Source organism: Kitasatospora sp. NPDC058190 (assembly GCF_042883685.1).
In the GTDB taxonomy this organism is placed as follows: domain Bacteria; phylum Actinomycetota; class Actinomycetes; order Streptomycetales; family Streptomycetaceae; genus Kitasatospora.
The window spans coordinates 17,761-40,446 of record NZ_JBHVVI010000036.1; the positions used below are offsets into that span (position 1 = coordinate 17,761).

A 22,686-nucleotide genomic window follows, 5' to 3' on the forward strand; every position below is an offset into this window, starting at 1 on the left:
GATCGGCCTGTTCGAACCGATGGGTCCGAGCGAGTACCGCCCGGCGGCCGGATGTCCGGCGGCTGACAGGCTGCCCAGCGGCCACCTGACCGGCCCGGTTCACGTCGCGATGCGTGAGCCGGGCCGTCGGCGTACCCGGGGCCAGGACGGGGCCGCGCAGTCCCCGGCGGACCACCCGCGCCGACCGAGACCGCCGTCGAGTCGGCCCTGACCGCCATGTGCCACCATCCGGCCGGCTTGCCGAGGGAGATCTGGAACGCGTCCTTCTGACCTGGCCCCACTGCGGGTGCCGATGGATCATCCGTGCTGTTCGGAGGTCTGATGGCAGTGGGGACGTGATCGCTCGCAGGGGGAGTGCGGGCGCCGGGTGCACCACGCGTTCGGTGCCAGCGCGGTGGCGGCCGGCGACGCGATGTTCACCTTCGACGGACACGCGGAGATCACCGACGTGCCGGGTCTCCCAGCGATGCCGTGGCGGGCAGTGGTGCCGGCCCGGTCGGGGGGTGGAAGGCGTAGGCGGCGGGGTCGATGCGGCTCAGCTGCCGGATGAGCCGCCCGGTCGACCAGGGCCAGGCGAAGGTGTTCCGCCCGCTCGGGCCGAAGTAGTAACTGGTGCAGCCGCCGGAGTTGTACACGGTGGTCCGCAACGCCTCCTGCACCGCCTCGTTGTGCGCGGCCTGGGCGGCCGGGCGGACCTCCAGGGCGCGGTAACCCCAGCGGTCGAGGTGGGCCAGGGCGCTGGTGAGGTAGGTCAGTTGGGCTTCCAGGACGGTGATCGCGGAGGTTGAGCCGCCGAGCAGGTTGGGCCCCAGCAGCAGGAAGAGGTTGGGGAAGCCGCTGACGGTGGTGCCCAGGTAGGCCCGCGGTTCGCCGCCCCAGGCGTCGTGCAGCGTCCGGCCGCCTGTACCGTACAGGCGGCGGGCCAGTGGCAGCTCGCCCATGCGGAAGCCGGTGGCTGTGACGAGGACGTCGGCCCGGGCGGAAGTGCCGTCGGCGCCGACGAGCTCGTTACCGCGCACGGCCGTCACCGCGGTGGGATGCAGCTGGACGTGCGGCTGGGCGATGGCCTGGTAGAAGGTGCTGGACGTCAACAGGCGCTTGCAGCCCAGCCGGTAGCTGGGTGTGAGCGCCTCGCGCAACGACCGGTCACGGACCGCGAGCCGCAGGTGCGCACGGGCGCCCGCCTCCAGGAGACGGGCGAGGCGCGGGTGCCGGAAGGCGAAGCCGAAGCACTCCTGCAGCGCGTACTGCCCGGCGCGCAGCGCGTTGCGGGAGCCGGGCAGGCGATCCAGGAGCTGGTTGACGGACTCGGGCACCGACAGGTCGGGTTTGGGGAGCACCCACTGGGCGGTCCGCTGGAAGACGTGCACGGCGGCTGCTCGGGGTGCGATGGCCGGTACGAGTTGGACGGCGGAGGCGCCGGTGCCCACCACGGCGACCCGACGCCCCGTCAGGTCGACGTCCTGGTCCCACCGGGCGGTATGGATCACGGGTCCGGTGAACTCCTCGACCCCGGGAACGTCGAGGTGGCGCGGGACGTGCCACGGCCCGGTGGCCATCACCAGCACCGCGGCGCTGTACGGTCCGTCGCTGGTCTCCAGCCGCCAGCGCCCGGCCACCGGATCCCACCGGGCGCCGTCCACCCGCACGCCGCAGCGCAGCACCTCGCCGAGCCCGTGCCGTTCGGCCGTCGCCCGCAGATAGGCGTGGATCTCCCGCTGCTCGGCGAACACCCTGCTCCAGGCGGCGTCCGGGGTGAACGAGTAGCTGTAGAGCGTCGAGGGAACGTCGCAGGCGCAGCCGGGGTAGGTGTTCTCCCGCCACGTGCCGCCGAGTTGCGGCCCCTTCTCCAGCACGAGGACCTCGCGCACCCCGGCCTGGCGCAGCCGGACAGCGGCGCCGATGCCCGAGAACCCCGCACCGACCACCAGGACGCGCACGTCCCTCCCCGGCCGGGTGGCCTGAGTCGGGATCACGGAGCTGGTCCGCAGGTCGGTATCACTCATCAGTGGCCTCTGACTTCCGCAGCGCATCAGGACGAACCCGGCGCGGACACGCCGGAGTTGTGCCTTGAGAACGGAAGAGGAGGTCTGGAGGTCACCCGCTCGATGTGCGGCCCCCGGGGCGAGCGGCCCTTGCCCAGCGTTCGCCTCACGCCACGAGCAGATCCTGCGTCCTGCCCCGCGTGGTACGCCACGGGGGCCGAAGGTGCCTTGTCGTACGGTCGTTGGGAGTGCGGCGTCAGCCGAGCTGCCCGGTCGGCCGCACGGTGATGTGGTTGATGTCCACGCCCACGGGCTGGTTGACGGCGAAGGCGATCGTGTCCGCGATCTGCTCGGGGGTCATCGTCGGCGAGGCGTCGGGGGTGCCGCCGCGCTCGTTCCAGAACGGGGTGTCCACCACCCCGGGGGCGACGACGGTCACGCCGACTCCGTCCTTGCCGACCAGCAGCCGGGTGTTCTCGGCCAGCGCGTGCGCGGCCCACTTGGTGACCGAGTACAGGTTGCCAGGCGTGTTGCGCACCCCGGCGACCGAGCCGATGATCACGATCCGGCCCTTGGACTCCCTGAGATGCGGCAGGGTCTCCCGCACCAGCAGGGCCGGGCCCAGGACGTTGGTGAGGACCATGGCGCGCATGTCCTCGGGGGCGTGGCTCTCCAGGTTGCCGGGCAGTGAGAAACCGGCGTTGGCGATGACGTTGTCCAGTCGGCCCCACGCGTCCACCACGCGGCGCACGGCGGAGGCGACGTCGTGCGCGTCGCTGGCGTCGCCGGTGATCGTCAGCAGCCGCTCGCCCGCTCCGGCCGAAGCGGCGAAGGCGGCCAGCTTGTCCGCGTCACGTCCGGTGACGGCCACGTGGTGGCCCTGCTTGAGCAGGGCACGGGCGGTGGCGGCGCCGATTCCGGTCGAGCCACCGGTGATCAGCGTGACGGGTTCCATGGGACGGCCTCCTCAGCGATGTGGTCATCGGGGCTCCGCCAGGGTCTCGGATGTCGATGAACGCGAGGTGGCGCGTGTGGTCGACCGACTCCGGGTCGCCGGTTCCCCGAACGCCTGCACTATACCCAGCGATCTTCCCGCCGAGGCACTGGTCGCCGACTGGCCGAGATGCTGAATGAGCGGTACCGCGACGAATCCCGGGAGGGCCCGTGGCTCGCCGTCCTGGAGTACCACCTCTCGGCCCGGGCTCTCCAGCAGGCCCTCGGCCGGCGGGAGATCGACCGGCGCTTCGACAGCGCAGGGCGTCCCTGCACCGTGGTGCACAAGACGCTGATCCTGTGCGGCTGCGCCGACCGGCGACGCCGCGCTCACCCGCGAAGTCGCTGCGCTGCCGACCCGGCAGCGAGGTGCCGAATACGTACCGGCGCGTCAGCCTTCGCGGGTGGCGTAGCCGAGCGCTCGTTCGCCCAGCATCTCCTCGACGACGTCGAGGAGTTCGAGCAGGGCCTCGGCGATCGTGGCCGGCTTCTCGCCCGCCACGATGCGTCGGCCGATCTCGCTGTAGACCAGCGAGTGGAACCAGCCGATCTGGCCGGCGACCACGCGCGGTGTCTGGTCGTCGGGCGCGGCTGATGTCTCCTCGGCCAGAACTGTGGTGAGGGCGTCGGTCATCTGTCGGCCGAGGTCCTCCAGGCGGGCGGTGAGCGTGGGGGCGGCCCGCATCATCTCGAACACCGGGCCGAAGCCCGCGGTCAGGCCCACCTTCCGGTCACGGCGGCGCAGTTCGTCCCGCAGCCGGCCGAGCACCGCCCGTGCGGCGGACTCGCCGGGCTGCCGGGCGCGCACGATGTCGGCGAGCCGCTGCGGGGATGCCTCGTCCGGTGGCAGGACGAGGTCTTCCTTCGCCTCGAAGTAGTTGTAGAGGGTCTTGACCGAGACGTCCGCCGCCGCCGCGACCTCGGCGATGGTGACGTTGTCGAAGCCGCGTGCCACGAACAGGCCGAGGGCCGCCTCGGAGATGCGCTGCCGCGTCTGTCGCTTCTTCCGTTCCCGCAGTCCTTCACTCACGTCATGTCCTTGGGGAGCCAATGGGCGGATACCCGTGCGCGGGAGGCCAGGTGGGTCACGTACGCGTCGCGGACGTCGTCCGGGGTGCCGAACCCCGGCTCATCGGCCAGCCATGCGTCCGGTACGGCGGCGACGACCCGGCGCAGCACCTCCGGGGTCACCCGGTGCGCCAGCTCGGCGTCGGCCGCCGCGATGTCGAGGCGGGGCGAGACGAGGGCGTGTGACCGGAAGTCGTACGCCTTGCCGACCGCGTCCGCCGCGCTCTCCCAGCGGTGGTGGAACACCAGCGACGCGCCGTGGTCGATGAGCCACAGGCGGGGTTCTTGGTGGCCGGAGGCCGGCCACGTCACGAGGTTCGGGCTGTGCACGGTACGGTCCACGTTCGCGGTGAACGCGTCCAGCCAGAGGATCCTGGCGGACTCCACCGGGTCGACATCCCGCGCGCCCGGCGTGAAGTCGGTGGCCCCCGGCAGGTGGTCCATGCCGAGGTTGAGTCCCGCACTGGCGTGCAGCAGGTCCTGCACCTCCTGGTGCGGCTCCTCGGCGGCGACCGATGGATCGAAGTCCACCAGCACCAACTCCGGTACCCGCAGCCCGAGGTGACGTGCCAGCTCGCCCACGACGACCTCGGCGACGAGCGCCTTGCGCCCCTGCGCCGAGCCGGTGAACTTGACGACATACGTCCCCAGGTCGTCGGCCTCGACGACGCCGGGGACGGAGCCACCGCTGCGCAGCGGGGTCACGTACCGGACGGCCGTCACCGTGCGCAGCCCGTCCGAGGGTGTCTCCATGCGTTCCTGCCTCTGCCCCGGTCGCTCGTGCTCGCCTCGTCAAAAACTGCAATGAACTATAAATATACAACGCGCTATAGTTTTTGTGAGCTTCCACGGGAGGGGGACGATGCCGGTGACTGGCGACGAGCACGATGCCGCGGTGAAACGTGCCAACGCGGCTCTGGAGACGTACACGTTCTCGGGCGACGGCTGGCGCCGCAGTCCGAGCGAGACCCTGCAGCACGTCCTCGCTGACCTGCTGCACTGGTGTGACGACACCCAGCGCGACTTCGACGCCGCCCTGGAGCGGGCACGCGCCTCCAGACGAACTGCCCAGTAGTCACTGGAGGAGGACGGCGCACATCCCTGCGGGGCCGGGGCCGGGGCCGCATCCCGCGGCCCTGTCCGCGTGGCGGCGTCGATCCGGGTGGTGAGGAGGCTGAGCGCGGCCTGCGGGGTCAGGGGGCTGATCAGGACGTGGGTGGGGACGACGGTCGGGCGTGCCGTGGCGACAAGTGCGCTCGAAGTCCGAGGCAGAGGAGAAGGGTCGCTCCGACTCGGCGAACGCCGACGGCGCGGATCGGGTCTCGTTGCCGGACGGCCTCCTCCTGCGCCGGCACGATGATCACGGCGACACACCGCCGGCTCGGCCGGGCCCACCGGCTTACGGAGCGCCGGGGCCAGCGAGTCTAAGAAATCCTCATCCGCCGAACTGCGAGGCTTGCAGGCATGAAGGTGCTGGTTGTCGATGACGATCCCGAGGTGCGCGCCGCAGTGGAAACCGGGCTGTCGGTCGCCGGGTACACGGTGCGCGGTGCGGCCGACGGGCTGGCCGCCCTGACCGAGGTGGCGGTCTGGCAGCCCGACGCGATGGTGCTCGACGTCATGATGCCGGTCCTGGACGGCCTGGCCGTGTGTCGTCGGCTCCGGGCGCTCGGGGACACCACACCGATCATCGTGCTCACCGCGCGGGATTCGGTGAGCGACCGGGTGGAGGGCCTGGACGCGGGCGCGGACGACTACCTGATCAAGCCGTTCGCGCTGGACGAACTCACCGCCCGGGTACGCGCACTGCTGCGCAGGGTCGACTCCGGCACGGACAGCTACCGCTACGCGGATCTCGCCGTCGACCCGGTGAGCCGGACCGGCGTACGCGAGGGGCGGACGATGGTGTTCTCCCGTACCGAGTTCGCCCTGCTGGAACTGCTCCTGTGCAACCCCGAGCAGGTGCTGCCCCGGGAGACCATCATGGCCCGGGTGTGGGGAGCGGACTTCGGGCCGCAGTCCAACTCCCTTGCCGTTTACATCGGTTACCTGCGCCGCAAGCTGGAGGCGGGCGGCGAGCCGCGGCTCGTGCACACCGTGCACGGAGTGGGCTACCGGCTGGCAGCCGAATGATCAGGCGGCGGCTGTTGCGCACTCGGCTGGCACTGGCCTGCACCGGTGCCGTGGCGCTGGTCACGCTCGGGGTGTGCGGGGCGGCGTACAGCATCGCCCGCTACGAGCTGGCGCACCAGCTGGACCTCCAGCTCACCCAGCAAGCCGCCCTGCTGCGTAGGGAGTACCGCAACCCGCAGCCGGGGGTGTTGCAGGGCGAGTGCCGCTTCCTGGCGGCGCCGGCCTGTGCGCAGTTCGTCCCCGCCAAGGCCGCGCCGACGCCGGTCGGCTACCTGCTGCCGGTGACCGACGCGACACGGGAGGTCGCCGCCAGCCGGCGCGGCGTGTTCCGGACGGATCTCGTGATCGACGGGCATCGGGCAAGAATGGTGACAGAGCCCGTCCCGGGCGGCGCGCTGCAGGTGGCGTTGCGTGCCGACGCCACCGATCAGGGAGTACGGCACGCCGGGGAGCTGATGGCGGCAGTGGCCGGTGCGGGCGTCCTGCTGGCCGGCGGGCTCGGGTACCTGGTGGCTCGGGCCGGTCTGCGGCCGGTGGCCACCCTGACCGAGACCGCCGAGCGAATCGCCGCCACCCGCGACACCGGGGTGCGGATCGACCTGCCGCCGGGCCGCGGCGAGGACGAGCTGACCAGGCTGGCGGTCAGCTTCAACACCATGCTGGGCGAGCTCGAACAGTCGGTCGCCGCCCAGCGCCGACTGGTCGCCGACGCCTCGCACGAACTGCGGACACCTCTGACAGCGCTGCGCACCAACGCCGAGTTGCTGATTCACGATCTGACGGAGAGCCAGCGGAGTCGGGCGGTGGCCGGGCTGCAGCGCCAACTTCGTGAGGTGACCGGTCTGGTGAACGATCTGATCGAGCTGGCCAGGGACGAGGAGCCGCAGGCCCTGGTGGAGGACGTCCGCCTCGCACCGGTGATCGAGCACTGCGTGGCCACGGCCCGGGAACACTGGCCCGGTACGGTCTTCGAGGTCGCCGTCGCGGGTGCGGATCTCACCGTGCCCGGGGTGCCGGCCAGGCTGGCCAGGCTGGTGACCAACCTGCTGGACAACGCCGCGAAGTTCAGCCCGCCGGGCGGCCCGGTCGAGGTCGAGCTGGCCGGCTCGACGCTCATCGTTCGCGACCACGGTCCGGGTATCACCCCCGACGACCTGCCGTACATCTTCGACCGCTTCTACCGGGCCTCCGCCGCGCGAGCTCTGCCCGGCTCCGGTCTCGGCCTCGCGATGGCCCGGCAGATCGCCCGCGCGCACGGCGCCGACCTGGTGGCCGAGGCGGCGTCGGGCGGCGGGGCGTTGTTCCGGCTGACCTTCCGGCGGTGACAGGATGACGGCCCGAGCCGCTCAGCTCTGCTGCAGCCAGGGGGCTGACGTCGCCCAGAAGATGACGTTCGCGCCGAGATAGTCGGTGGCGAACCGGGTGAAGTCGTCCTTCGTGCAGAGCTTGCCTGTCTTGGGGTCGATGTACTGCAGGTCGGGCTCCTGCACCGCCATCGCGATCAGGCTCAGTTTTCCCTTGTTCTGATTGAAGTACGGATACGCGGAGTGGTTCATGGCGTAGGGCTTCCACGGCACGACATCAGGGCCGCCGAGGCCGATGCCGTCCTTCTGCGCGGTCGCGAAGGTCCGGGACAGGTACTCGTTGCCGGCCTCGTCCGAGCCGCACCAGAAGTTCACGTACTGAACCACCTGTGACTGCTTGAACACCGAGCGCGCGAAAACCATGTTGTTGATGACGGAGTCGACGTGCTTGTCACAGGTGTACCCGGACCGGGCTTGCTCCTGCGCCGGGTTCACGGTGACCGAGGTCTCGGGGAGGTTGACCCCGGCAACCTTGCCGTCGAGACTCTTCGAGAGCGCGCTCAGCAGCGCCTGGAACCGGTTGCTGACGGCGGGCACCCACTGCTCGGCGACCCAGCCGACGACCTTGCCCGAGTCGTCGTACTGGGGCGCTGCGCCGCCGTCGTACGCCGGATCGGTCATCAGATACTGCGGGATTCCCTGTGGTGTCGGTGAGAAGGATCGGTCCTGCACCTGGATGAAGAGCTTCTTGTGCTGGATCTGCAGGTACTGCAGATCCTTCGTGATCTGAGAGAAGTCGTACTGTCCCTCGCTCGGCTCCAGCATCTTCCACCGGTACAGGACCTGTACGCCCTGGACGTCGGGGCGCTGGATCAGTTTCGCCAGAGTGGTGAGATCGACGGAGGACGTGTACAGGTAGTTCTCCACTCCCGAGGCGGGCTTCTGCGACGCCTGGCCCCCCGTCGGAGCGGGCTTCTGCGACGCCGGTGGTCCTGATGGGGCGGTGGCCGCTTGTGACGCCTCGGGGGTCGAACTGCTCGGTGTGCAGCCTGTCAGTACGGTGAGTGCCGCAACCGCGGCGACCGCGGGGACCGATACCAGTCGTACCGCTGGGCAGGGTCGAGTGGTACGGCGGCCGACGCTGCGCGCATCAAGTGAGGATCCGTGTTCGTGCATGTCGACTCCCAGTCAGGTAGTGATCACCGCTGTCCTGCGCTGTGGGCGTGCTTCGGTGGAGAGCCGCAGGTGTTCGTTGGACTCCCCGGCTTGGGGCACCGGCCCCACACCTCGCACGGGTCCGGCCGGGTCCGAGTCCCGCCGGCAGCGCTCATGGTCGACAGCCCGGATAAGAGCCTTGTGAGAGGACAAGTGAGTGGCTGTTGTTTCCAGGCTTGAGGGTTGCGTTTCCGCTGTTCAGGCATGGGGTCGGCGGTTTCGGGGAGTGGTGACGTGCCGAGTGGTCGCTCTGGTGGAGGCCGGGGATGCCGTCGGTTGTGGGGCTGCTGGAAGAGCGTGAGCTGACCGCTCGCCGTCGTGTGGACGCGCTGCGGGAGGAGGCGGACCGTGTCCAGGCCGAGCTGGTCGTGGCCGAGCGGGAGTGGAACGAGTGGATCATCGCCCGTTCACGTGTCGGCGAGGTGCTGTCCCCGGGCGAGGGCGCCGGCGCGGATGCCGCCGAGGAGCCGTCGCTGACTGTTACCTCACGCAACACATTCGGCCCCCAGATGGGGGATTGGGTTCCGTCCTATGGGGGTTGCGCCAATTGCCTACTAGCCAGTAGCTTGCCAGCGGTGTTTCCGCAAGGAGACGGCTGCTCAACAGGACGAGTCGGAAAGAGTTATGACAGACGTGCTCCTTGTCGCGGTACCCGGGCTGGTGGCTGCCGTCGGCATCGCCATGATGGTGGCAGTCGTCCTGAGGATGCGGCGGCTGCGAGCAGCCTGGGACAGCGGGATCACGGCCGATGGGTCGTGCGTCGCCGCATATGTGGTGACAACGATCACGACTACCCGCAGCCAGCACGGTGTAAGTAGCAACAGCAGCAGCACCTGGCATCACGTTTACGAGTTCACCACCCCCGACGGGCAGGTGCGGAGGTTCAAGGAGGCCGGCGGACCTACCACCGTCGTGCGCGGTGACAGGGTTGTGATTCGATACCCCGCCGGACGCCCTGACCGGGCCACTGGCATCCAGCCCAGCGAGAAGCGCAAGCAACAGCTCATGACAGCGATCGTGCTGGCCTTCCTCACCCTGTTCGTCGCGTTCAGCATATTCGTGGGGTTCGCAATGAACGACGGGCCAGACCAGGCAGGAACCGGCAACCAAGGCACGACCCACCCGATCCCCGCCCCGCACGCTGGCTGGCCCACCGGTCTCCCCACAGCCCCGCACGCTGGCTGGCCCACCGGTCTCCCCACAGCCCCGCCCGCCGGCTGGCCCACGGGGCCGCCCCCAGGCTGGCCCACCGACCTCCCCGCGGGGCCGCCCCCCGGCTGGCCCACCGGCTTGCCGAAATAGGCAGCCAATGGTTCCGATCTGACGCTAGTCCCGCCGCAGCGATCCGCCCCTGAGGCGAGTGGAGCGGTTCCCCCCGATCGGGCAGCTCTGCGGAACCGGGAACCTGCCAGCCTCCGCCTCCTGGTTGACATCCTCAGCATGGACCGACTGGCGATCCGGACCGAGGGTCACCAGTTAGCTCACCCGTGGCAGTGATTCTCTGATTCCGGTTGACCCGCAGCTCTACCAACTACTGGCCGGGCCGCCGCGCTCCCGATGGCGCTGAGCACCGCATCCTGGCACCTCGCGCGACTCGGCCTGGCCGCGGACCGCACAATCCTGGTCAACGGTGCCGGAACCACCATCGGCTACGCGGCCGTGCAGATCGCCCTCGTCCGCGGGGCGCGGGTGATCGCGACCGCCGGGGAGACCTACACCGAGCAGTTGCGCGACCTCGGAGCCACGGTGGTCGGCTACGGCGAAGGCCTCGCCGAGCGGGTCAAGGCCCTCGGCGTCGGCCGGGTCGGCCTCGCCTTCGACACCGCGCCGCCCAACGGTGCCCTGCCCGAACTCGTCGAGATCGTCGGCGGCGAGCCCAAGCGTGTGCTGACCTGCTCCGACCTCGCCGTGGCACCGGAGATCCGGGTGCGCGACACCTTTCACGAAGACCCCGCGAAGCGGGCCGACGACGAACTCTTCGGCGTCTTCCCCGAGTTCGCACAGCTGGCCGCCGAAGGCAGGTTCACCGTGCCGGTCGCCGGAACCTTCCCCCTCGCGGACTGGCGCAAGGCCCTTGAGATCAGCCTGACCGGGCGTGCCCGCGGGAAGCTCCTGCTCCTGCCCGCCATCGGCGCCGATTAAGAGGACATCTCATTTGGGCGGCTGAGCAGGCTGCAGGTGTGACGATCGTGGAGCGCCTTGTCCCGGACGAGTTGTGGGAGCTGTTCCAGTTGGTGGTGCCGGAGGCGCCGACTCGGCCGCAGGGCGGTGGGCGGCGGCGCTACGGGGACCGGGAGGTGTTGGCGGCGATCGTGTTCGTCGCCACCTCTGGGTGCACCTGGGCCCAGCTGCCGCCGTGTTTCGGCCCGTCCGGGCCTACCGTCCATCGGCGTTTCAGCGAGTGGAGCAGGGCCCGGGCGTGGGCCAAGCTCCACCGGGTCGTCCTGGACGAACTCGGCGCGCGCGGCGAGCTGGACTGGTCGAGGTGCGCGGTCGACTCGGTGAACATGAGAGCCCTCAAAAAGGGGAGCTGACAGGTCCGAATCCTGTCGATCGGGGCAAGTACGGGTCGAAGATCCACCTGCTCACCGAACGCACCGGTTTACCCCTCTCGCTCGCGATCTCCGGAGCCAACGTCCACGACTGCCAGGCCCTGATCCCTCTCGTCGACGCCGTCCCGCCGATCCGCTCACGGCGCGGCCCGCGGCGGCGCAGACCCGGCAAGCCGCACGGCGACAAGGCCTACGACCACCGCTTCATCCGCTCCTACCTCCGCCGCCGGCAGATCCCCGCCCGCATCGCCCGCCGTGGGATCGAGACCTCCAACCGCCTCGGCCGACACCGCTGGGTGATCGAGCGCACCGTCGCGTGGCTCGGCGGGTTCCGCCGGCTCCACCGCCGCTACGAACGCAAGGCCGACCACTTCGCCGCCTTCGCCAGCATCGCAGCAGTCCTCATCTGCACTCGCAGACTCCCCAAATGAGATGTCCTCTTAGAGCAACGCCGACCTGAACGAGAGTTCGAATGCTCCACCGCCGAACGGTGGGAGACCGGTAGTGGTCTCGGCGTCGAACTGGGCCGGGCTGCCAGGAAAGAGATCGGCCTGAGGCAGGACAACCATTTCGAACGGGCATGGCCCAGCGCCGTTCGAGCAACTCTCATCGAAGTATCGACAGGCATGGAAGGCACCGTCATCGGTGACGATTCCCAACTGAACATGAGCGGGCGTTTCCATCGCTTTGGTGACGTCGACCGTCTGAGTCTCGCCCTCGTCAATCATGTTGCCGTCGAAGACCACCGCGCCATCCATCGTCACCCGCACATGGCGTTCGCCCGGGGTCGACTTGAAGATTGAATTGAAGTGAATTGCTTCCGGCATGGCCGCCACCTCCGAGCACCCTTACTACGCCAGCCTTTTCGCGTCTTGCCGTCTTCCACCAGCTCGGGGCGACGGCATCCGCTTCCTCGCCATCGCCAGCATCACCTACGCTCTCACCTGCCGCCGCAGATCCGCCAACAGGATGATCTCCAAGTGCCCTCCTGCGCATCCCCCTAGAAGAAGTCATGGTCGGTAAAGCCATGGCCACAGGTGGACCGGGAGAACACGGGAGAGAGCCCGGAGTTGGAAATCTCGAAGATGGGGCAATCGCATCTGAAGCAGCGGTTACTCCCGCTATCGCCATCGTTGTTCTCCGGTAGCTGCCGGCGAGCCTTCGCCTGCACCTCCCGAAGACGCGCCTCAACCTCGTCCAGCTCATCGAGGACTTCATCGCGAGCCTTTTTCTGGGCATCGGTCAGCTCGTACTCGGCAGGAACTGACATCACACCTTTCCAGCCAAGCGTCGTGACTTTAAAACCGCCACAACGCCCACAGTTCCACCATCGCACCACTGGATCGATGATGCATCTCCCGCCGAGTTCCCTTCAACGAGTCCCAGGAAGGTCGTGAACCCCGGGGCCGCGTCGAACTCGGGGACGACCCCGCGGAGGGCCTGCACATCACGGGAGTCAAGCACTGGTAGGCGCGAGTCCGGACAGCCGATGGGCCCCGCGAACCTCGATCGGCGGCCACGCGATCGGCCAGTGGCCGCCGGCCCAGCGCACCGCCATCGCGACGCCCGTGGGGTGCTGCCGTCGTTCGGATTCGTCGCGAACAGACCCGCGTCACCGGCGTAGAGGTTGACTGCGGCACCTCCTATGACGGTCCAGGCACCGGGCCCCCGTCCCGCTGCCGTTGTACTCCGACACGGCGCTCCTGTCCGGTGCCAGTGCGTAGATGTGCGTCGAGGAACTGACCGGCGACTGGGTCAGGTTGGAGTAGTGCTGGGGGTAGAAGGTGCCCGCGCCGGGACCAGTAGGGGTAGGGGATCTGGTGGTAGCCGGCGTTGCCACTGTCGGTGTTCTCGAAGCCCCAGTAGCTGGTGTGGCTGCTGTCGACCCAGTGGTCGAACATCACGACGTGTCCGGCCGGCCCGGTGGCCGGGTTGCTGTGGCGACGAGGGCGGCGATCACCAAGAAGGCGGCGGAGATGTGGAACGCCGTCTGGACCGCGCGGTCACCGGGCCCGACGGCGGCTACCGTCTCGACGTGCCGGGCCCCGGCTCGTACGTCCTGATCACCTCGGCCGGAGGTTCCGCCGACGCCAGCAGCGGCAGCGGTTCTCCTGTCCGGGACCGGTCTCGATGTTCTGCCCGTTCTGTTCTTCAGGGCCGGTGACCGCCACCGCCGGTCTCAGGACCAGGCGATCTCGCCATGGCGGTCGATGAAGCGTCCGGTGCCGGCACCGGGCCCCTCGGTGGCGAGGGCGACGATCGCGTCCGTGCCCTCGGTGACGGTCTGGGAGCCGCTGTGACCGTTTATGTCGGTCGCGGTGTAGCCGGGGTCGGCGGCGTTGACGCGAATGCCCTTGAGCCCTTTGGCGTACTGCGTGGTCAACATCGTCAGCGCCGCCTTCGAGGAGGCGTACAGCGGCACGACGACGTGCGACTCGGACCGGCCGGGGTCGTGGGTGAAGGCGAGGGAGCCCATGCCGCTGCTGACGTTGATGATCACGGGGTCGTCCGAACGGCGCAGCAGCGGCAGGAACGCGGTGGTGGTGCGGACCACGCCGATGACGTTGACGTCGAGGACGGCGCGGGCGTCGGCGGCGGTGAGGTCGCCGGGATCACCGAAGGGACCCTGGACCCCCGCGTTGTTGATCAGGACATCGATCCTGCCCTCGTGCTCGGCGACGTCCGCGGCGGCGGCGGCCACGGACGCGTCGTCGGTCACGTCGACGGGGACGAAGCGTGCGCCCAGCGCGGCGGCTGCCTCCTCACCCCGCTCACGGTCGCGGGCTCCCAGGAGAACGGTGTGACCGCACGCGATGAGGCGGCGGGCGGTCTCGCGGCCGATGCCCTTGTTGGCTCCGGTGATGAAAGTGATCGTCATGCCTTCGATAGTTGCCTTGACGAGGGAGCCGGACCAGGGACGCTTCGACGGTGGGAAGACCAGTACCACCCTCGCGCCCCCGCATGTGATCAGGGACGCGGGAGGATGGAGAGCATGACGACGACACCCCCCGGAGCTGGACTGGGCGCGATGATCCGCACGTGGCGGAACCGGCTGCCCCCGTCAGCCGCTGGGCTGCCGGTCGTCCGCAAGCGCCGGGCTGTCGGGCTGCGGCGCGAGGAACTGGCCGACCTGGCCGGAGTGTCGGTCGACTACGTCGTGCGCCTGGAGCAGGGGCGGGCCACGACACCCTCGGCGTCGGTGGTGGCGTCCCTGGCGCGCGCTCTCCAACTGTCCACCGCCGAGCGGGACCACCTCTACCGGCTGGCCCAGATCGTGCCGCCGGCGGACGGCACGATCTGCGACCATCTCCCGCCCGGTATGCAACGGGTGCTCGTCCGCCTCGGAGACGTACCGGTGGCCGTGTTCGCGGCGGACTGGCAACTGGTGTGGTGGAACCACGGGTGGGCCGCCCTGCTGGGAGACCCCTTGGCCTCGCCGCCGCGGATGCGCAACTTCGCCCGCGACAGGTTCCCGGTGGACGTCGATCACACCCCCCTCGCGCTGTGGCCGGTCACCGAGACGGACCCCGACACCGCCGACGCCGCCCTCGTCTCCGATCTGCGCCGCGCCACCGGCCGCTTCCCCCGGGACAGCCGCCTGGCCGCGCTGGTCCGCGACCTGAACGCAGGCAACGAGAGGTTCGCCGAGCTGTGGGCGACGGGAGAGGTGACCGCGAACCGCGAGGTCCACAAGAGGGTCGATCACCCGTCGGTGGGCCCGGTCACGGTGGACTGCGATGTCCTGACCGACGGCGACACGGAGCTCAAGATTGTCATCATGACCGCCGCGCCGGGCAGTGAGGACGAGACCAAACTCCAGCTCACCACCGTCGTCGGCCCACCGGCCGGCACGCGCAACTGATCCGCCCCGCCCATCGGCCGACCGACGGCTCACGGTTTTCGTGACGCACCAAACCGTTGGACACGCACCGACGGGTGATCAGGACGGCCCGCTGGCGGACTGCCCGGACAGCGCCCTCGTTCCGCCTGGCCACGAACCGCGGTGCCCTGTTGACATCACACTCGCCGCGCTGGGTGGTCGGTGCGCCGCTGGTAGTCCGCGAGTTCCTACGCCGCGGTCAGACCACATACTCCGAACTGTCCGCCGCCCTGCCCGCTCTCTCGGACAGGCGGACCCAGTTGACCAGTGCGGGCGTCATCGAGCGTCACCGCACCCCGGGCCGGCCTCCGTGTGTCCGCTACATTCTGACCAGCCAGGGCCGGGCGCTGGAACCAGTGGCGCGCAGCATGTGGGAGCGAGGCACAGCGCGACGGGGCGCCCTTGGTCAAACGTCAGACCCGTTGAACACGGCCTGAACCTCGTCAGCTCCCCGGTTCTTGCTCGCTGCGGCTGGACGGCCTTCTGCGATCCGGTGCATGGATCCTGAGTTGCTGGAACGGATCACCGCACTGCCGAGCTGCACGGCCAGGTGCTCGATCACCGGCCACGGCACCGCGAGCGGGTCCTCCAGGAACAGGCCGACGTACCGCACCGTGCACATCTGGAGCGCGAACCCGAGCCGGTGATGCTCCGTCCGCCGCAGGGCGATCAGGTCCCGGTCCACATCGTCCAGGAAGAAGAACCGCTCCAGCTCGGGCCTCGTCGGCTCCTCGGCGAACGTTCCGTACGCCTCGGCCTGCTCATCACTCAGAAATTCCACCGGCACGAGCCGGACCGTAGCCAGCCCCGGACCAGGGCCGGAGGCGTTTCGCCGAACCCCCGGTCCCAGATTCTCCAGCTGAGGTCGAAGCCCTCGTGGTACAGGAACAAGCCCTCGCGCCACCCGCCGACCTGGTCGAAGACGTCGCGGCGGATGAGGACGACGCCCTCGGTCATGCTGGTGATGGTGCCGGGGCGGCCCGGGTCTCCGACGCGCAGCCGGGGTACCCAGCGCCGCGGGGTGGTGGTGTCGTCCGGGCCGGTCAGGCGCGGTTGCACGTAGGCGGCTTCGGGGTGCTGCCCGGCCTCGGTGACGAGTCGGGCGAGAACGTCCGGCTGGGGGAAGGAGGCGTCGTTGTCCAGGAAGAACAGGTAGTCGGCGGGCGGGTCGAGCTCGGCGAGGGCGTGGGCTCCTTCGATGCGGCCGCCGGGGATGCCGAGGTTCTCGGCCAGGACGACGGTCAGGGCGCCCGCCGGGACGACGTCCGATGTGCAGCCGTTGCCGACGACGCAGATCCGCACGTCGACACCGCGCTGGGCGAGGGGCGTGGCTTGCGAGGCGCGCTCCTCCTCGGGGCGGTCGTTCATGGTCAGCAGGACGACGTCGACGATCGGGCGCGTCACCCGGTTCTCCTGTCCTGCTGGGTTCGTGCCGACGAGCGGCGGCGTGGGGTGCTGGTCGCCGGTCATCCGGCGCTCCGCGTGACCAGCTCGCCGGCCGCCAAGGGCAGGGAAGCGTCAGGTCCACGCCATGGGAACACCAGGCGGCTGAACCGCTTCTCCAGGACGTGGCCGGCCGGGAGGTCGCAGTCCGGGGTCGTGACAGGGTGAACGGTCAGCTGGGGGTAGCCGTGGCCGCGCACGTGCCGGTCCCAGAGACGGACGGCGTCGGCGAGCTGCTCGGCGAGGGCCGGGCCCTGCTCACCGAAGGCGTGGACGACGAACTCTGCCCGGCGCTCGGCCGCCGTCGCGCTGTCCCGCACCCAGGTGTAGGTGAGGTAGGCCAGGCAGCCGTCGCCGAGCAAGGCGGGTGCGTTGTCGCTGCGGGTGAAGGCGGTGATCCCGGTGTCCTTGTCCTGGTCGCCGGCGAGGCGGCAGAAGCCGGGCAGCGTGGTGGCCAGGTAGAGCTGCAGCGTCTCGAAGGACTCCCCGCCGGCGACGGTCACGCCGGTGCGCACCTCGTGCCGCGGGCCGCGCAGCGCCTCCTCGAGCCCTGTGGTGTCACCGGCCGGGCCGTCCTCGAAGCGCAGCCGCAGCTCACCGTCGGCCAGGTCGACGACCGGGGTGGTGCGGCCGTTCTGGCCGAGGTCGCGAACGAACCCGCAGTACGTCCAGCCCGTCGCGTGCAGTACGTCACCGCGGCGCTCGAACGCGATCGCCCGGGTGTAGCCGTGAACCTCCAGCGGAACCACCAGCGTTGCGCCTTCGACGAGTTGCTGCGGCCAGGCGGGGGCGATGTCCCAGACGTTGTGGGTGATCACGCATCCGTCGAACCCGCCGCGGGGCACATGCCGCGCGGGTGCGCCGAGCGCTCCGTCACCCTGCAGGGCCAGGACACGCCCGCTGCCGGCCTCCGCGGTGAACCGCCGGGTGCGGTGCACGACGTACGGGTCGATGTCGACGGTGACCACCTGCCCGCCCTCGCCGACGACGTGCGCGATCAGCTCCGCGTTGTAGCCTCCGGACCCGACTTCGAGTACGGCCGCGCCGGGTTCCAGCCGGAGCTTCTCGATCATGTCGGCCTGCAACCACGCCGCGGACACCGAGCTGGTCGCCCGCCCGCTCTCGTCCCAGCGGGTGACGACGGCCAGGTCGTCGTCGTAGGCGGTCGCGAGGTCCTTCTCCGGTGCGAACCGGTGGCGGGGCACCGTGCGCAGCGCGCCCTGGACGGAGGCGGAGGGCGCCCAGCCGGCCGCGATGACGGCGTCGGCCATCCGCTGGCGCAGCCGGACCGCCTCGGCGGACTCCCCGGGCACAGGCGGTTGTTCGGCGATGGTCGGGTGGGCGTGGATCAGCGGGAGGTTGGGGATGACGCCGGGCCAGATCGCGTTCAGGGCCTGCGCGGCCGGAGCGAACATATTGCCGAGGCAGGCCAGGGCGTGGAGGTCGTGCCACTCCCACCGGTCGAAGAGCTGCTCTTCCGGGTTCGCCAGGGGCCCGGTCCAGGCGCTGACGCGGACGACGGCGCTGAGCCGGGGGACGCCGTGGCTGTCGTCGGTGAGCATGGTCACCACGGTGGCGTCGGCGGCGGTGGCGGTCAGTCCGGTCTCCTCGGTGAGTTCCCGCACCGCCGCTTCCTCGAAGCTCTCCGAGCCGCTGGTCTTCCCGGCGGGTAGTTCCCACATGTTCCGGCGGGAGCGGCCCAGCAGGACCCGGCCGGCATCGTCGGTGACGACCACCACGGCTCCGGTGAGGGCGTGGCCGGTGGGAGGGCACTTCTCGACGGCCCTGGTGTCGGTGTGGCAGGGGCCGTGCAGGACGAGGACCGCGAGGTCGTCCGCCGCCAACCGCCGCGTCTCTTCCCACCCCGTGATGAGCAGGCTGATCTCCTCCTCGTCGAGGGCGATCGCCCGCTTGTCGGCCGGGGTGTGCTCGACCGTAGGCGTGATCACCACGAGCGCGCCGCCGGGACGCAGCCGTTCCCCGAGGGCGTGCAGAACCCGGGTCCGGTCGCCCAGGAACGGGTACATCAGACGCAACGTGATGAGGTCGTAGCCGTCTTCGCTCAGCTGCGCCGGGTCGTCGCGCTCGATGTCCAGCCGCAGCCACCGCACCCCTTCGACGTGGCCGTGCTCAGCCCGGGCCCGCTCCAGCGCGCTGGCGGCGAAGTCCACGGCGTCCACCCTGTAGCCAAGGCCCACGAGATGGGCGACCAACTCCCCGGTGCCGCAGCCGACGTCGAGCGCCCGCCCGCCGCCCTCGGGCGCGGGGGTGTGCTCGGCGAGCAGCGCCCGCTCGCTGTCGCCCAGCGGCCGAAACCCCTGGCCGTCGGCGTAGTGGTGCTCCCATTCCTCAAGGGCATACGCCATGTGCTGCTCCTCTGGTGGGTTGGTGGTGTGGGTGGTCACGGGCGGTTGGTGGCGCGCAGCTGGGCCAGGGTGCGATGGCCTCGTTCGACGAGCTCGGGGTCGCCGTTGGCGGCGCCGTACTGGATGCCGGAGACGGCGTCGAGGACTCGGTGGACGGCGAGGTGCTCCTCCTCGGCCGCCGAGGGCTGCCTGCCGTATCCGGCCATCACAGCCTCGTAGAGGTCCGGTCGGTCGGCCCAGGCGTCGGAAAGGCGCACGAAGTCCCGTACGGCGGGGCCCGGTTCGGCGCGCTCGAAGTCGATCACATGCAGGCTGCCGGTGGCCTGGTCCCACCGGAGGTTGCGGAGCTGGAAGTCGCCGTGGGTGGGCACCAGGTCGAGGGCGGGGAGCTGCTCGGCCCTTTTGGCCATGGCGCGGATGTAGTCCTCGTCGCCGGGCACGAGGTGGTCGCGGGCGCCGACCAGGTGCCGCTCCAGCTTCCCGAGCGCTGTCGGCGCCCCGTCACCCGGTCGCGCGGGAGCGCTGTGGTGGATCGCAGCCGCGAGCGCCCCGATCCGGTGGAAGATCCGCCGCTGCTCCTCGGGCGGGTGGACGGCACCGTGCAGGGAACGGCCGGGTACCGCGGTGATGACGACGACCCTAAGCGTCGGGTCGGTGGCCACCAGACGGGGCGCGGCCGGACCCAGAGCCGGCACCCAGGTTCGGTAGGCGGTCACCTCCCGGCCGTGGAAGCGGTCTCCCTGGTGGACCTTCACGAACCACTCGCCGTCCTCGGCGTCGCGGGCATGCCACACGCGGCTTCCCGCCCGGGCCCAGGAGGCGTCCGTCCAGGCGCTGACGCGCCCGACCGCCTGCTCGGTGAACTCCCGCACCTTCGCCTCGGGCCCGCCTGACGCCGCGCCGGCGGAGAGCACCGGGCGAAGGCGGTCCGCCGCGGGGTCGAAGGCGATCGGGTCGCCGGGCTGCTGGAAGTGGACGGCGAACGGGCGGCCGGCCTGGTAGGCGTCCAGTCCGGCCCGGCAGTAGGCCACCATCGGGGACGGCAGGTCGGCGAGCGGGTACCAGCCCATCGCGTCGCACACGGCCGGCTCCATGATGCGGGGTTCGCCGTGCCAGTGCCGGACTTCGAAGAAGACCCCGATCCGGGCGCCGCCGGCCGGGTTTCGGTGGTGCACGGTGACGGCGTGGCGGACGTCGGCGGGCTCGATGCCGACGCCGGTCTCCTCTTTCGCTTCGCGGATCAGTGCCTGAACGACGTCCTCGTGCGGTCCGTCGTGGTGCCCGCTGGGCAGGTGCAGAAGGCCTGATGCGTAGACCTGTCCGGCGCGGCGGGAGAGCAACACCTCGGGGCCGGCGGCGCCGTCCCGGCGCAGGATGAGGTGGACGTCGACGGGTTCCTGGTGGCGCGGCGGTGTGGGCGCGGACTGGCCCGTGGGCACTGGGGCGGTCTTGTCGCCGAGGAGTTCTGCGGGGTGCTCTTCTCCTGGCGAGAGCGCGGCCCGCAACTGCCCGGCGATCCGGGCGGTCTCCTCGGCCGGCACCTCGAGCAGCCCGGCGCTCTCCCACAGCAGGGCGGCCGTCTGTTGTTCCTCGTACGGCACGCCGGGCGGGAGCGCGGCCACGTGAATGTGGACGTGGCTGTTGCCGCTCTTCGAGCCGAGGCTCTGGATGTGGATACGCTCGGTCGGCACGACCCGCTTGAGGGCCGCCCCGGCGCGGTGGACGACCTGCCAGAGCTCGGCGGACTCCTCGTCGGTGAAGTCGCCGACCACGTCCTCCCGGTGTCGGACAGGGGCGACCAGCAGCTTGCCGAGCAGGGTCGGGTACCGGTCCAGGAACACCACGTGGTGCTCGTCGCGGTAGATGATCTCGTGCCGGAATTCCGGGTCACCGGCCAGCATGCGGCAGATGAAGCACGGCCCGGCCTGGGACCGCTGTGCGTACGCCTGCTCGTCGAACTCGACCCGCTTCACCGCGTCGCCCCCTTCTCTGGTTCGCGAGTGATGGAATCCTCCAACTGCCGCATGGTGGTGGTGAATTCTGCTTCGAGGTCGATGCCGTAGAGCTCGGCGATCACGACGACGGACCACAGGCAGTCCGCCAGCTCGTGTCCGAGGCCGCGCCCAGGGGGAGCCGGCCGGACGCCGTCGGCGGCCTGGGTGAGCTTGGCGAGGTCGCCGACGTCGCCGACGAAGCCGAGCACGAAGTCGTGCCGCGACCAGGTGCGGCCGCGCTCGGCCAGGTTGAGCTCGTCGTAGCGGCCGTGGACGCGCATGGCCCGCCTGGTGATCTCGCTGAGGTCCACTCGTCAGTCTCCGATCAGCTGGAGGTAGTGCTTGATGTACGGCGGGGTGGGGCCGGTCAGCTCGTCGATCTCGGCGATCGGCTGCCGCCAGAGCGTGGCCGGGCGATCCGGTCGGCTGTCGGCATCGGTGTGCGCGCCGCGGGCCGGGGGCGGGGTCACCGGCCGGCCCGGATCAGGTCGAGGACCTCCGTGGTGGGGCGCACGTCGGCGAAGGAGCGGTAGAGGGTCCGCAAGGTGGCGTTGTGGACCTCGTCGCTTCCGGCGGCCGTGCCGTCGGCTACCACGATCACCCGCAGGCCCAGGGTGAAGGCGTCGCGTGCCGACCCGGCCACGCACACGTCGGTGACGACCCCGCACACCACCACGGTGTCGATGCCACGCTCGGCCAGCAGGTCGGGCAGCGGGCAGAAGCCGGGGAAGAACGCGCTGGCCGCAGCCTTCTCCACAAGCAGGTCGCGGCCTTCGTCCACGGCGAACTGCGGCCACAGGCGCCCGGCGAGCGGGCCGCTGCCGCCGGAGGTTCGGTACAGCTCCGCGGTCTCGGGGCCGTAGAACTCTTCGCGGGCCGCACTCGGCCCACCGGGTCCCGGCAGCACCCAGGCCACCAGGCCGCTGGCCTCCCGCAGAGCGCCCGCCAGGTCCTGGATCTGCGGGATCACCCCGCGCGCGTACGGCCCGTCGAAGAACGGCACCATGTCGATCACCACCAGCGCGGTGCAGGCCGGATCGAGCCGGGTGTATGCGTGACGGCGGCCGCGACGCTCCTCCTGGCGGGCGTACTCGCGCTGCGGGATCGACCAGGCGTGCAGCAGGGCGGGGGCGTCGGCCGGAGAGAAGGCGTTCACGCGCGCCCCTTGGAGTGGATGGTGTTGGCGGCCATCAGGACCGACACCGCGGCGCCGGAGAGCAGGAGCGTGCCGTCCATCGCGGCGGCCACCGCCTCCTGCAGCGCCCACCACTCCACGGTCATGCCCGTCTCGGCGCCGGTCAGCTCCTGCTCGCCGAGCGTCAGATCCCGGGCGATGAACATGTGGAGCCTGGCCGTGGACTTGGTCATCAGGGCGATCTCGCCGAGCCTGCTCCAAGTGGTGGCCGTGATGCCCGCCTCCTCCTTGAGTTCGCGCCGCGCGGCGTCGAGCGGGTCCTCGCCCGGGTCGAGGCTGCCGCCCGGCGGGGTGAGGACCTCGCCGTGGACGTAGCTGCGGTAGCGGACCATGGCGATGCGGCCCTGGTTGTCCAGGGCGATCGTCAGAGCCCCGTCGACCCGGGCCTGGTGGAATTCGATGGCCCCTTCGGTGCCGTCGGGCTGGGTCACCGTGTCGCGATGGATCAGGTACGAGCCGGTGTCCAGCAGGGTGGCGCGGCTGTGGTGCTGCCACGGCTTCGGAACGGCCGGCTGACGGGTGACGGTGGGCAGGCTCAAGGACGGACTCCTTCGGGGT

Annotated in this window: 23 protein-coding genes and 2 pseudogenes; 9 read left to right on the forward strand and 16 right to left on the reverse strand. The window is 70.5% G+C overall.

Annotated features, from left to right (window positions below; all coding sequences use genetic code 11):
- Positions 1–440 precede the first annotated feature (440 nt).
- From ACFVWU_RS18390 to ACFVWU_RS18405, 4 genes are all read right to left on the reverse strand, one after another.
- Complete coding sequence (locus ACFVWU_RS18390; protein ID WP_387621744.1) at positions 441–2,006, reverse strand: flavin-containing monooxygenase; 1,566 nt, start codon at positions 2,004–2,006, stop codon at positions 441–443.
- A gap of 235 nt (positions 2,007–2,241) precedes the next feature.
- Positions 2,242–2,940 (reverse strand): SDR family oxidoreductase, encoded by a 699-nt coding sequence (locus tag ACFVWU_RS18395; protein ID WP_387621747.1) that lies wholly within the window; start codon positions 2,938–2,940, stop codon positions 2,242–2,244.
- Positions 2,941–3,369: 429 nt separating this feature from the next.
- Complete coding sequence (locus ACFVWU_RS18400; RefSeq protein WP_387621750.1) at positions 3,370–4,008, reverse strand: TetR/AcrR family transcriptional regulator; 639 nt, start codon at positions 4,006–4,008, stop codon at positions 3,370–3,372.
- The gene (locus ACFVWU_RS18405) at positions 4,005–4,799 is read right to left on the reverse strand and encodes a HipA family kinase (protein WP_387621753.1); all 795 of its coding nucleotides are present in this window, start codon (positions 4,797–4,799) and stop codon (positions 4,005–4,007) included. The genes ACFVWU_RS18400 and ACFVWU_RS18405 overlap by 4 nt, the downstream gene beginning before the upstream one ends.
- 142 nt (positions 4,800–4,941) lie before the next feature.
- On the opposite strand from ACFVWU_RS18405, the gene ACFVWU_RS18410 reads away from it, so the two are divergent.
- The 3 genes from ACFVWU_RS18410 to ACFVWU_RS18420 all read left to right on the forward strand — a co-directional run bounded on the left by ACFVWU_RS18410 (position 4,942) and on the right by ACFVWU_RS18420 (position 7,504).
- The gene (locus tag ACFVWU_RS18410) at positions 4,942–5,121 is read left to right on the forward strand and encodes a hypothetical protein (RefSeq protein ID WP_387621756.1); all 180 of its coding nucleotides are present in this window, start codon (positions 4,942–4,944) and stop codon (positions 5,119–5,121) included.
- Positions 5,122–5,510: 389 nt separating this feature from the next.
- Positions 5,511–6,179: a response regulator transcription factor gene (locus tag ACFVWU_RS18415; RefSeq protein WP_387621759.1), complete on the forward strand. Its 669-nt coding sequence runs from the start codon at positions 5,511–5,513 to the stop codon at positions 6,177–6,179.
- Entirely contained in the window at positions 6,176–7,504 is a 1,329-nt protein-coding gene (locus tag ACFVWU_RS18420; RefSeq protein ID WP_387621762.1) for a sensor histidine kinase, read from the forward strand. The genes ACFVWU_RS18415 and ACFVWU_RS18420 overlap by 4 nt, the downstream gene beginning before the upstream one ends.
- Positions 7,505–7,525: 21 nt before the next feature.
- On the opposite strand, the gene ACFVWU_RS18425 is transcribed toward ACFVWU_RS18420, so the two are convergent.
- Positions 7,526–8,410 (reverse strand): hypothetical protein, encoded by an 885-nt coding sequence (locus tag ACFVWU_RS18425; RefSeq protein ID WP_387621765.1) that lies wholly within the window; start codon positions 8,408–8,410, stop codon positions 7,526–7,528.
- 554 nt (positions 8,411–8,964) lie between these two features.
- Between ACFVWU_RS18425 and ACFVWU_RS18430 the strand changes: the two are divergent.
- The 4 genes and pseudogenes from ACFVWU_RS18430 to ACFVWU_RS18445 form a co-directional block, all read left to right on the forward strand.
- Positions 8,965–9,174 (forward strand): annotated as a pseudogene (locus ACFVWU_RS18430) (hypothetical protein); the annotation flags it as partial.
- Between the two features lie 148 nt (positions 9,175–9,322).
- Positions 9,323–10,000, forward strand: coding sequence for a DUF3592 domain-containing protein (locus tag ACFVWU_RS18435; RefSeq protein ID WP_387621768.1), 678 nt, complete (start codon positions 9,323–9,325; stop codon positions 9,998–10,000).
- A 255-nt stretch (positions 10,001–10,255) separates the two neighbouring features.
- On the forward strand, positions 10,256–10,840 hold the full coding sequence (locus ACFVWU_RS18440; RefSeq protein ID WP_387621770.1) for a zinc-binding dehydrogenase: 585 nt from the start codon (positions 10,256–10,258) through the stop codon (positions 10,838–10,840).
- 44 nt (positions 10,841–10,884) lie between these two features.
- Positions 10,885–11,681, forward strand: a protein-coding gene (locus ACFVWU_RS18445) for an IS5 family transposase (protein WP_387621873.1) whose coding sequence is annotated in 2 segments (ribosomal slippage) — positions 10,885–11,230 and positions 11,230–11,681 — 798 coding nt in all. Because the reading frame shifts where the segments join, the coding sequence is not laid out codon by codon here.
- A 9-nt stretch (positions 11,682–11,690) separates the two neighbouring features.
- Here the strand turns inward: ACFVWU_RS18445 and ACFVWU_RS18450 are convergent.
- The 3 genes from ACFVWU_RS18450 to ACFVWU_RS18460 form a co-directional block, all read right to left on the reverse strand.
- Positions 11,691–12,086, reverse strand: coding sequence for a hypothetical protein (locus tag ACFVWU_RS18450; RefSeq protein ID WP_387621773.1), 396 nt, complete (start codon positions 12,084–12,086; stop codon positions 11,691–11,693).
- A gap of 164 nt (positions 12,087–12,250) precedes the next feature.
- A complete protein-coding gene (locus tag ACFVWU_RS18455) occupies positions 12,251–12,589 on the reverse strand; it encodes a hypothetical protein (protein WP_387621776.1) in 339 nt (112 codons plus the stop codon).
- 840 nt (positions 12,590–13,429) lie between these two features.
- Entirely contained in the window at positions 13,430–14,128 is a 699-nt protein-coding gene (locus tag ACFVWU_RS18460; protein WP_046426084.1) for an SDR family NAD(P)-dependent oxidoreductase, read from the reverse strand.
- 105 nt (positions 14,129–14,233) lie between these two features.
- On the opposite strand from ACFVWU_RS18460, the gene ACFVWU_RS18465 reads away from it, so the two are divergent.
- A complete protein-coding gene (locus ACFVWU_RS18465; protein WP_067136177.1) occupies positions 14,234–15,112 on the forward strand; it encodes a helix-turn-helix transcriptional regulator in 879 nt (292 codons plus the stop codon).
- Between the two features lie 173 nt (positions 15,113–15,285).
- On the forward strand, positions 15,286–15,567 hold the full coding sequence (locus tag ACFVWU_RS18470; RefSeq protein ID WP_387621781.1) for a winged helix-turn-helix transcriptional regulator: 282 nt from the start codon (positions 15,286–15,288) through the stop codon (positions 15,565–15,567).
- A 95-nt stretch (positions 15,568–15,662) separates the two neighbouring features.
- On the opposite strand, the pseudogene ACFVWU_RS18475 reads toward ACFVWU_RS18470, so the two are convergent.
- From ACFVWU_RS18475 to ACFVWU_RS18510, 8 genes and pseudogenes are all read right to left on the reverse strand, one after another.
- Positions 15,663–15,917, reverse strand: a pseudogene (locus ACFVWU_RS18475) (DUF4158 domain-containing protein); the annotation flags it as partial.
- The gene (locus ACFVWU_RS18480) at positions 15,899–16,534 is read right to left on the reverse strand and encodes a glycosyltransferase family 2 protein (protein WP_387621784.1); all 636 of its coding nucleotides are present in this window, start codon (positions 16,532–16,534) and stop codon (positions 15,899–15,901) included. The gene ACFVWU_RS18480 and the pseudogene ACFVWU_RS18475, both read right to left, overlap by 19 nt.
- 62 nt (positions 16,535–16,596) lie before the next feature.
- A complete protein-coding gene (gene fxlM / locus ACFVWU_RS18485) occupies positions 16,597–18,939 on the reverse strand; it encodes a methyltransferase, FxLD system (protein WP_387621787.1) in 2,343 nt (780 codons plus the stop codon).
- Positions 18,940–18,974: 35 nt separating this feature from the next.
- The gene (locus ACFVWU_RS18490; protein WP_387621791.1) at positions 18,975–20,912 is read right to left on the reverse strand and encodes a phosphotransferase; all 1,938 of its coding nucleotides are present in this window, start codon (positions 20,910–20,912) and stop codon (positions 18,975–18,977) included.
- Positions 20,909–21,244, reverse strand: a complete 336-nt coding sequence (locus tag ACFVWU_RS18495; protein WP_387621794.1) for a nucleotide pyrophosphohydrolase — start codon at positions 21,242–21,244, stop codon at positions 20,909–20,911. Before ACFVWU_RS18495 ends, ACFVWU_RS18490 begins: the two co-directional genes overlap by 4 nt.
- Positions 21,245–21,247: 3 nt before the next feature.
- Complete coding sequence (locus ACFVWU_RS18500; RefSeq protein WP_387621797.1) at positions 21,248–21,403, reverse strand: hypothetical protein; 156 nt, start codon at positions 21,401–21,403, stop codon at positions 21,248–21,250.
- Positions 21,400–22,089, reverse strand: a complete 690-nt coding sequence (locus tag ACFVWU_RS18505; protein ID WP_387621800.1) for an isochorismatase family protein — start codon at positions 22,087–22,089, stop codon at positions 21,400–21,402. Before ACFVWU_RS18505 ends, ACFVWU_RS18500 begins: the two co-directional genes overlap by 4 nt.
- Entirely contained in the window at positions 22,086–22,667 is a 582-nt protein-coding gene (locus tag ACFVWU_RS18510) for an NUDIX domain-containing protein (RefSeq protein WP_387621803.1), read from the reverse strand. Before ACFVWU_RS18510 ends, ACFVWU_RS18505 begins: the two co-directional genes overlap by 4 nt.
- Between the last annotated feature and the right edge of the window lie 19 nt (positions 22,668–22,686).

Excerpts from the sequence above, each read along its gene's own strand:
- ACFVWU_RS18405 (WP_387621753.1), bottom strand. The coding sequence starts at position 4,799 with ATGGAGACACCCTCGGACGGGCTGCGCACGGTGACGGCCGTCCGGTAC.
- ACFVWU_RS18465 (WP_067136177.1), top strand. The coding sequence starts at position 14,234 with ATGGAGAGCATGACGACGACACCCCCCGGAGCTGGACTGGGCGCGATG.
- fxlM (WP_387621787.1), bottom strand. The coding sequence starts at position 18,939 with ATGGCGTATGCCCTTGAGGAATGGGAGCACCACTACGCCGACGGCCAG.
- ACFVWU_RS18415 (WP_387621759.1), top strand. The coding sequence starts at position 5,511 with ATGAAGGTGCTGGTTGTCGATGACGATCCCGAGGTGCGCGCCGCAGTG.
- ACFVWU_RS18390 (WP_387621744.1), bottom strand. The coding sequence starts at position 2,006 with ATGAGTGATACCGACCTGCGGACCAGCTCCGTGATCCCGACTCAGGCC.
- ACFVWU_RS18440 (WP_387621770.1), top strand. The coding sequence starts at position 10,256 with ATGGCGCTGAGCACCGCATCCTGGCACCTCGCGCGACTCGGCCTGGCC.
- ACFVWU_RS18460 (WP_046426084.1), bottom strand. The coding sequence starts at position 14,128 with ATGACGATCACTTTCATCACCGGAGCCAACAAGGGCATCGGCCGCGAG.
- ACFVWU_RS18420 (WP_387621762.1), top strand. The coding sequence starts at position 6,176 with ATGATCAGGCGGCGGCTGTTGCGCACTCGGCTGGCACTGGCCTGCACC.
- ACFVWU_RS18395 (WP_387621747.1), bottom strand. The coding sequence starts at position 2,940 with ATGGAACCCGTCACGCTGATCACCGGTGGCTCGACCGGAATCGGCGCC.
- ACFVWU_RS18435 (WP_387621768.1), top strand. The coding sequence starts at position 9,323 with ATGACAGACGTGCTCCTTGTCGCGGTACCCGGGCTGGTGGCTGCCGTC.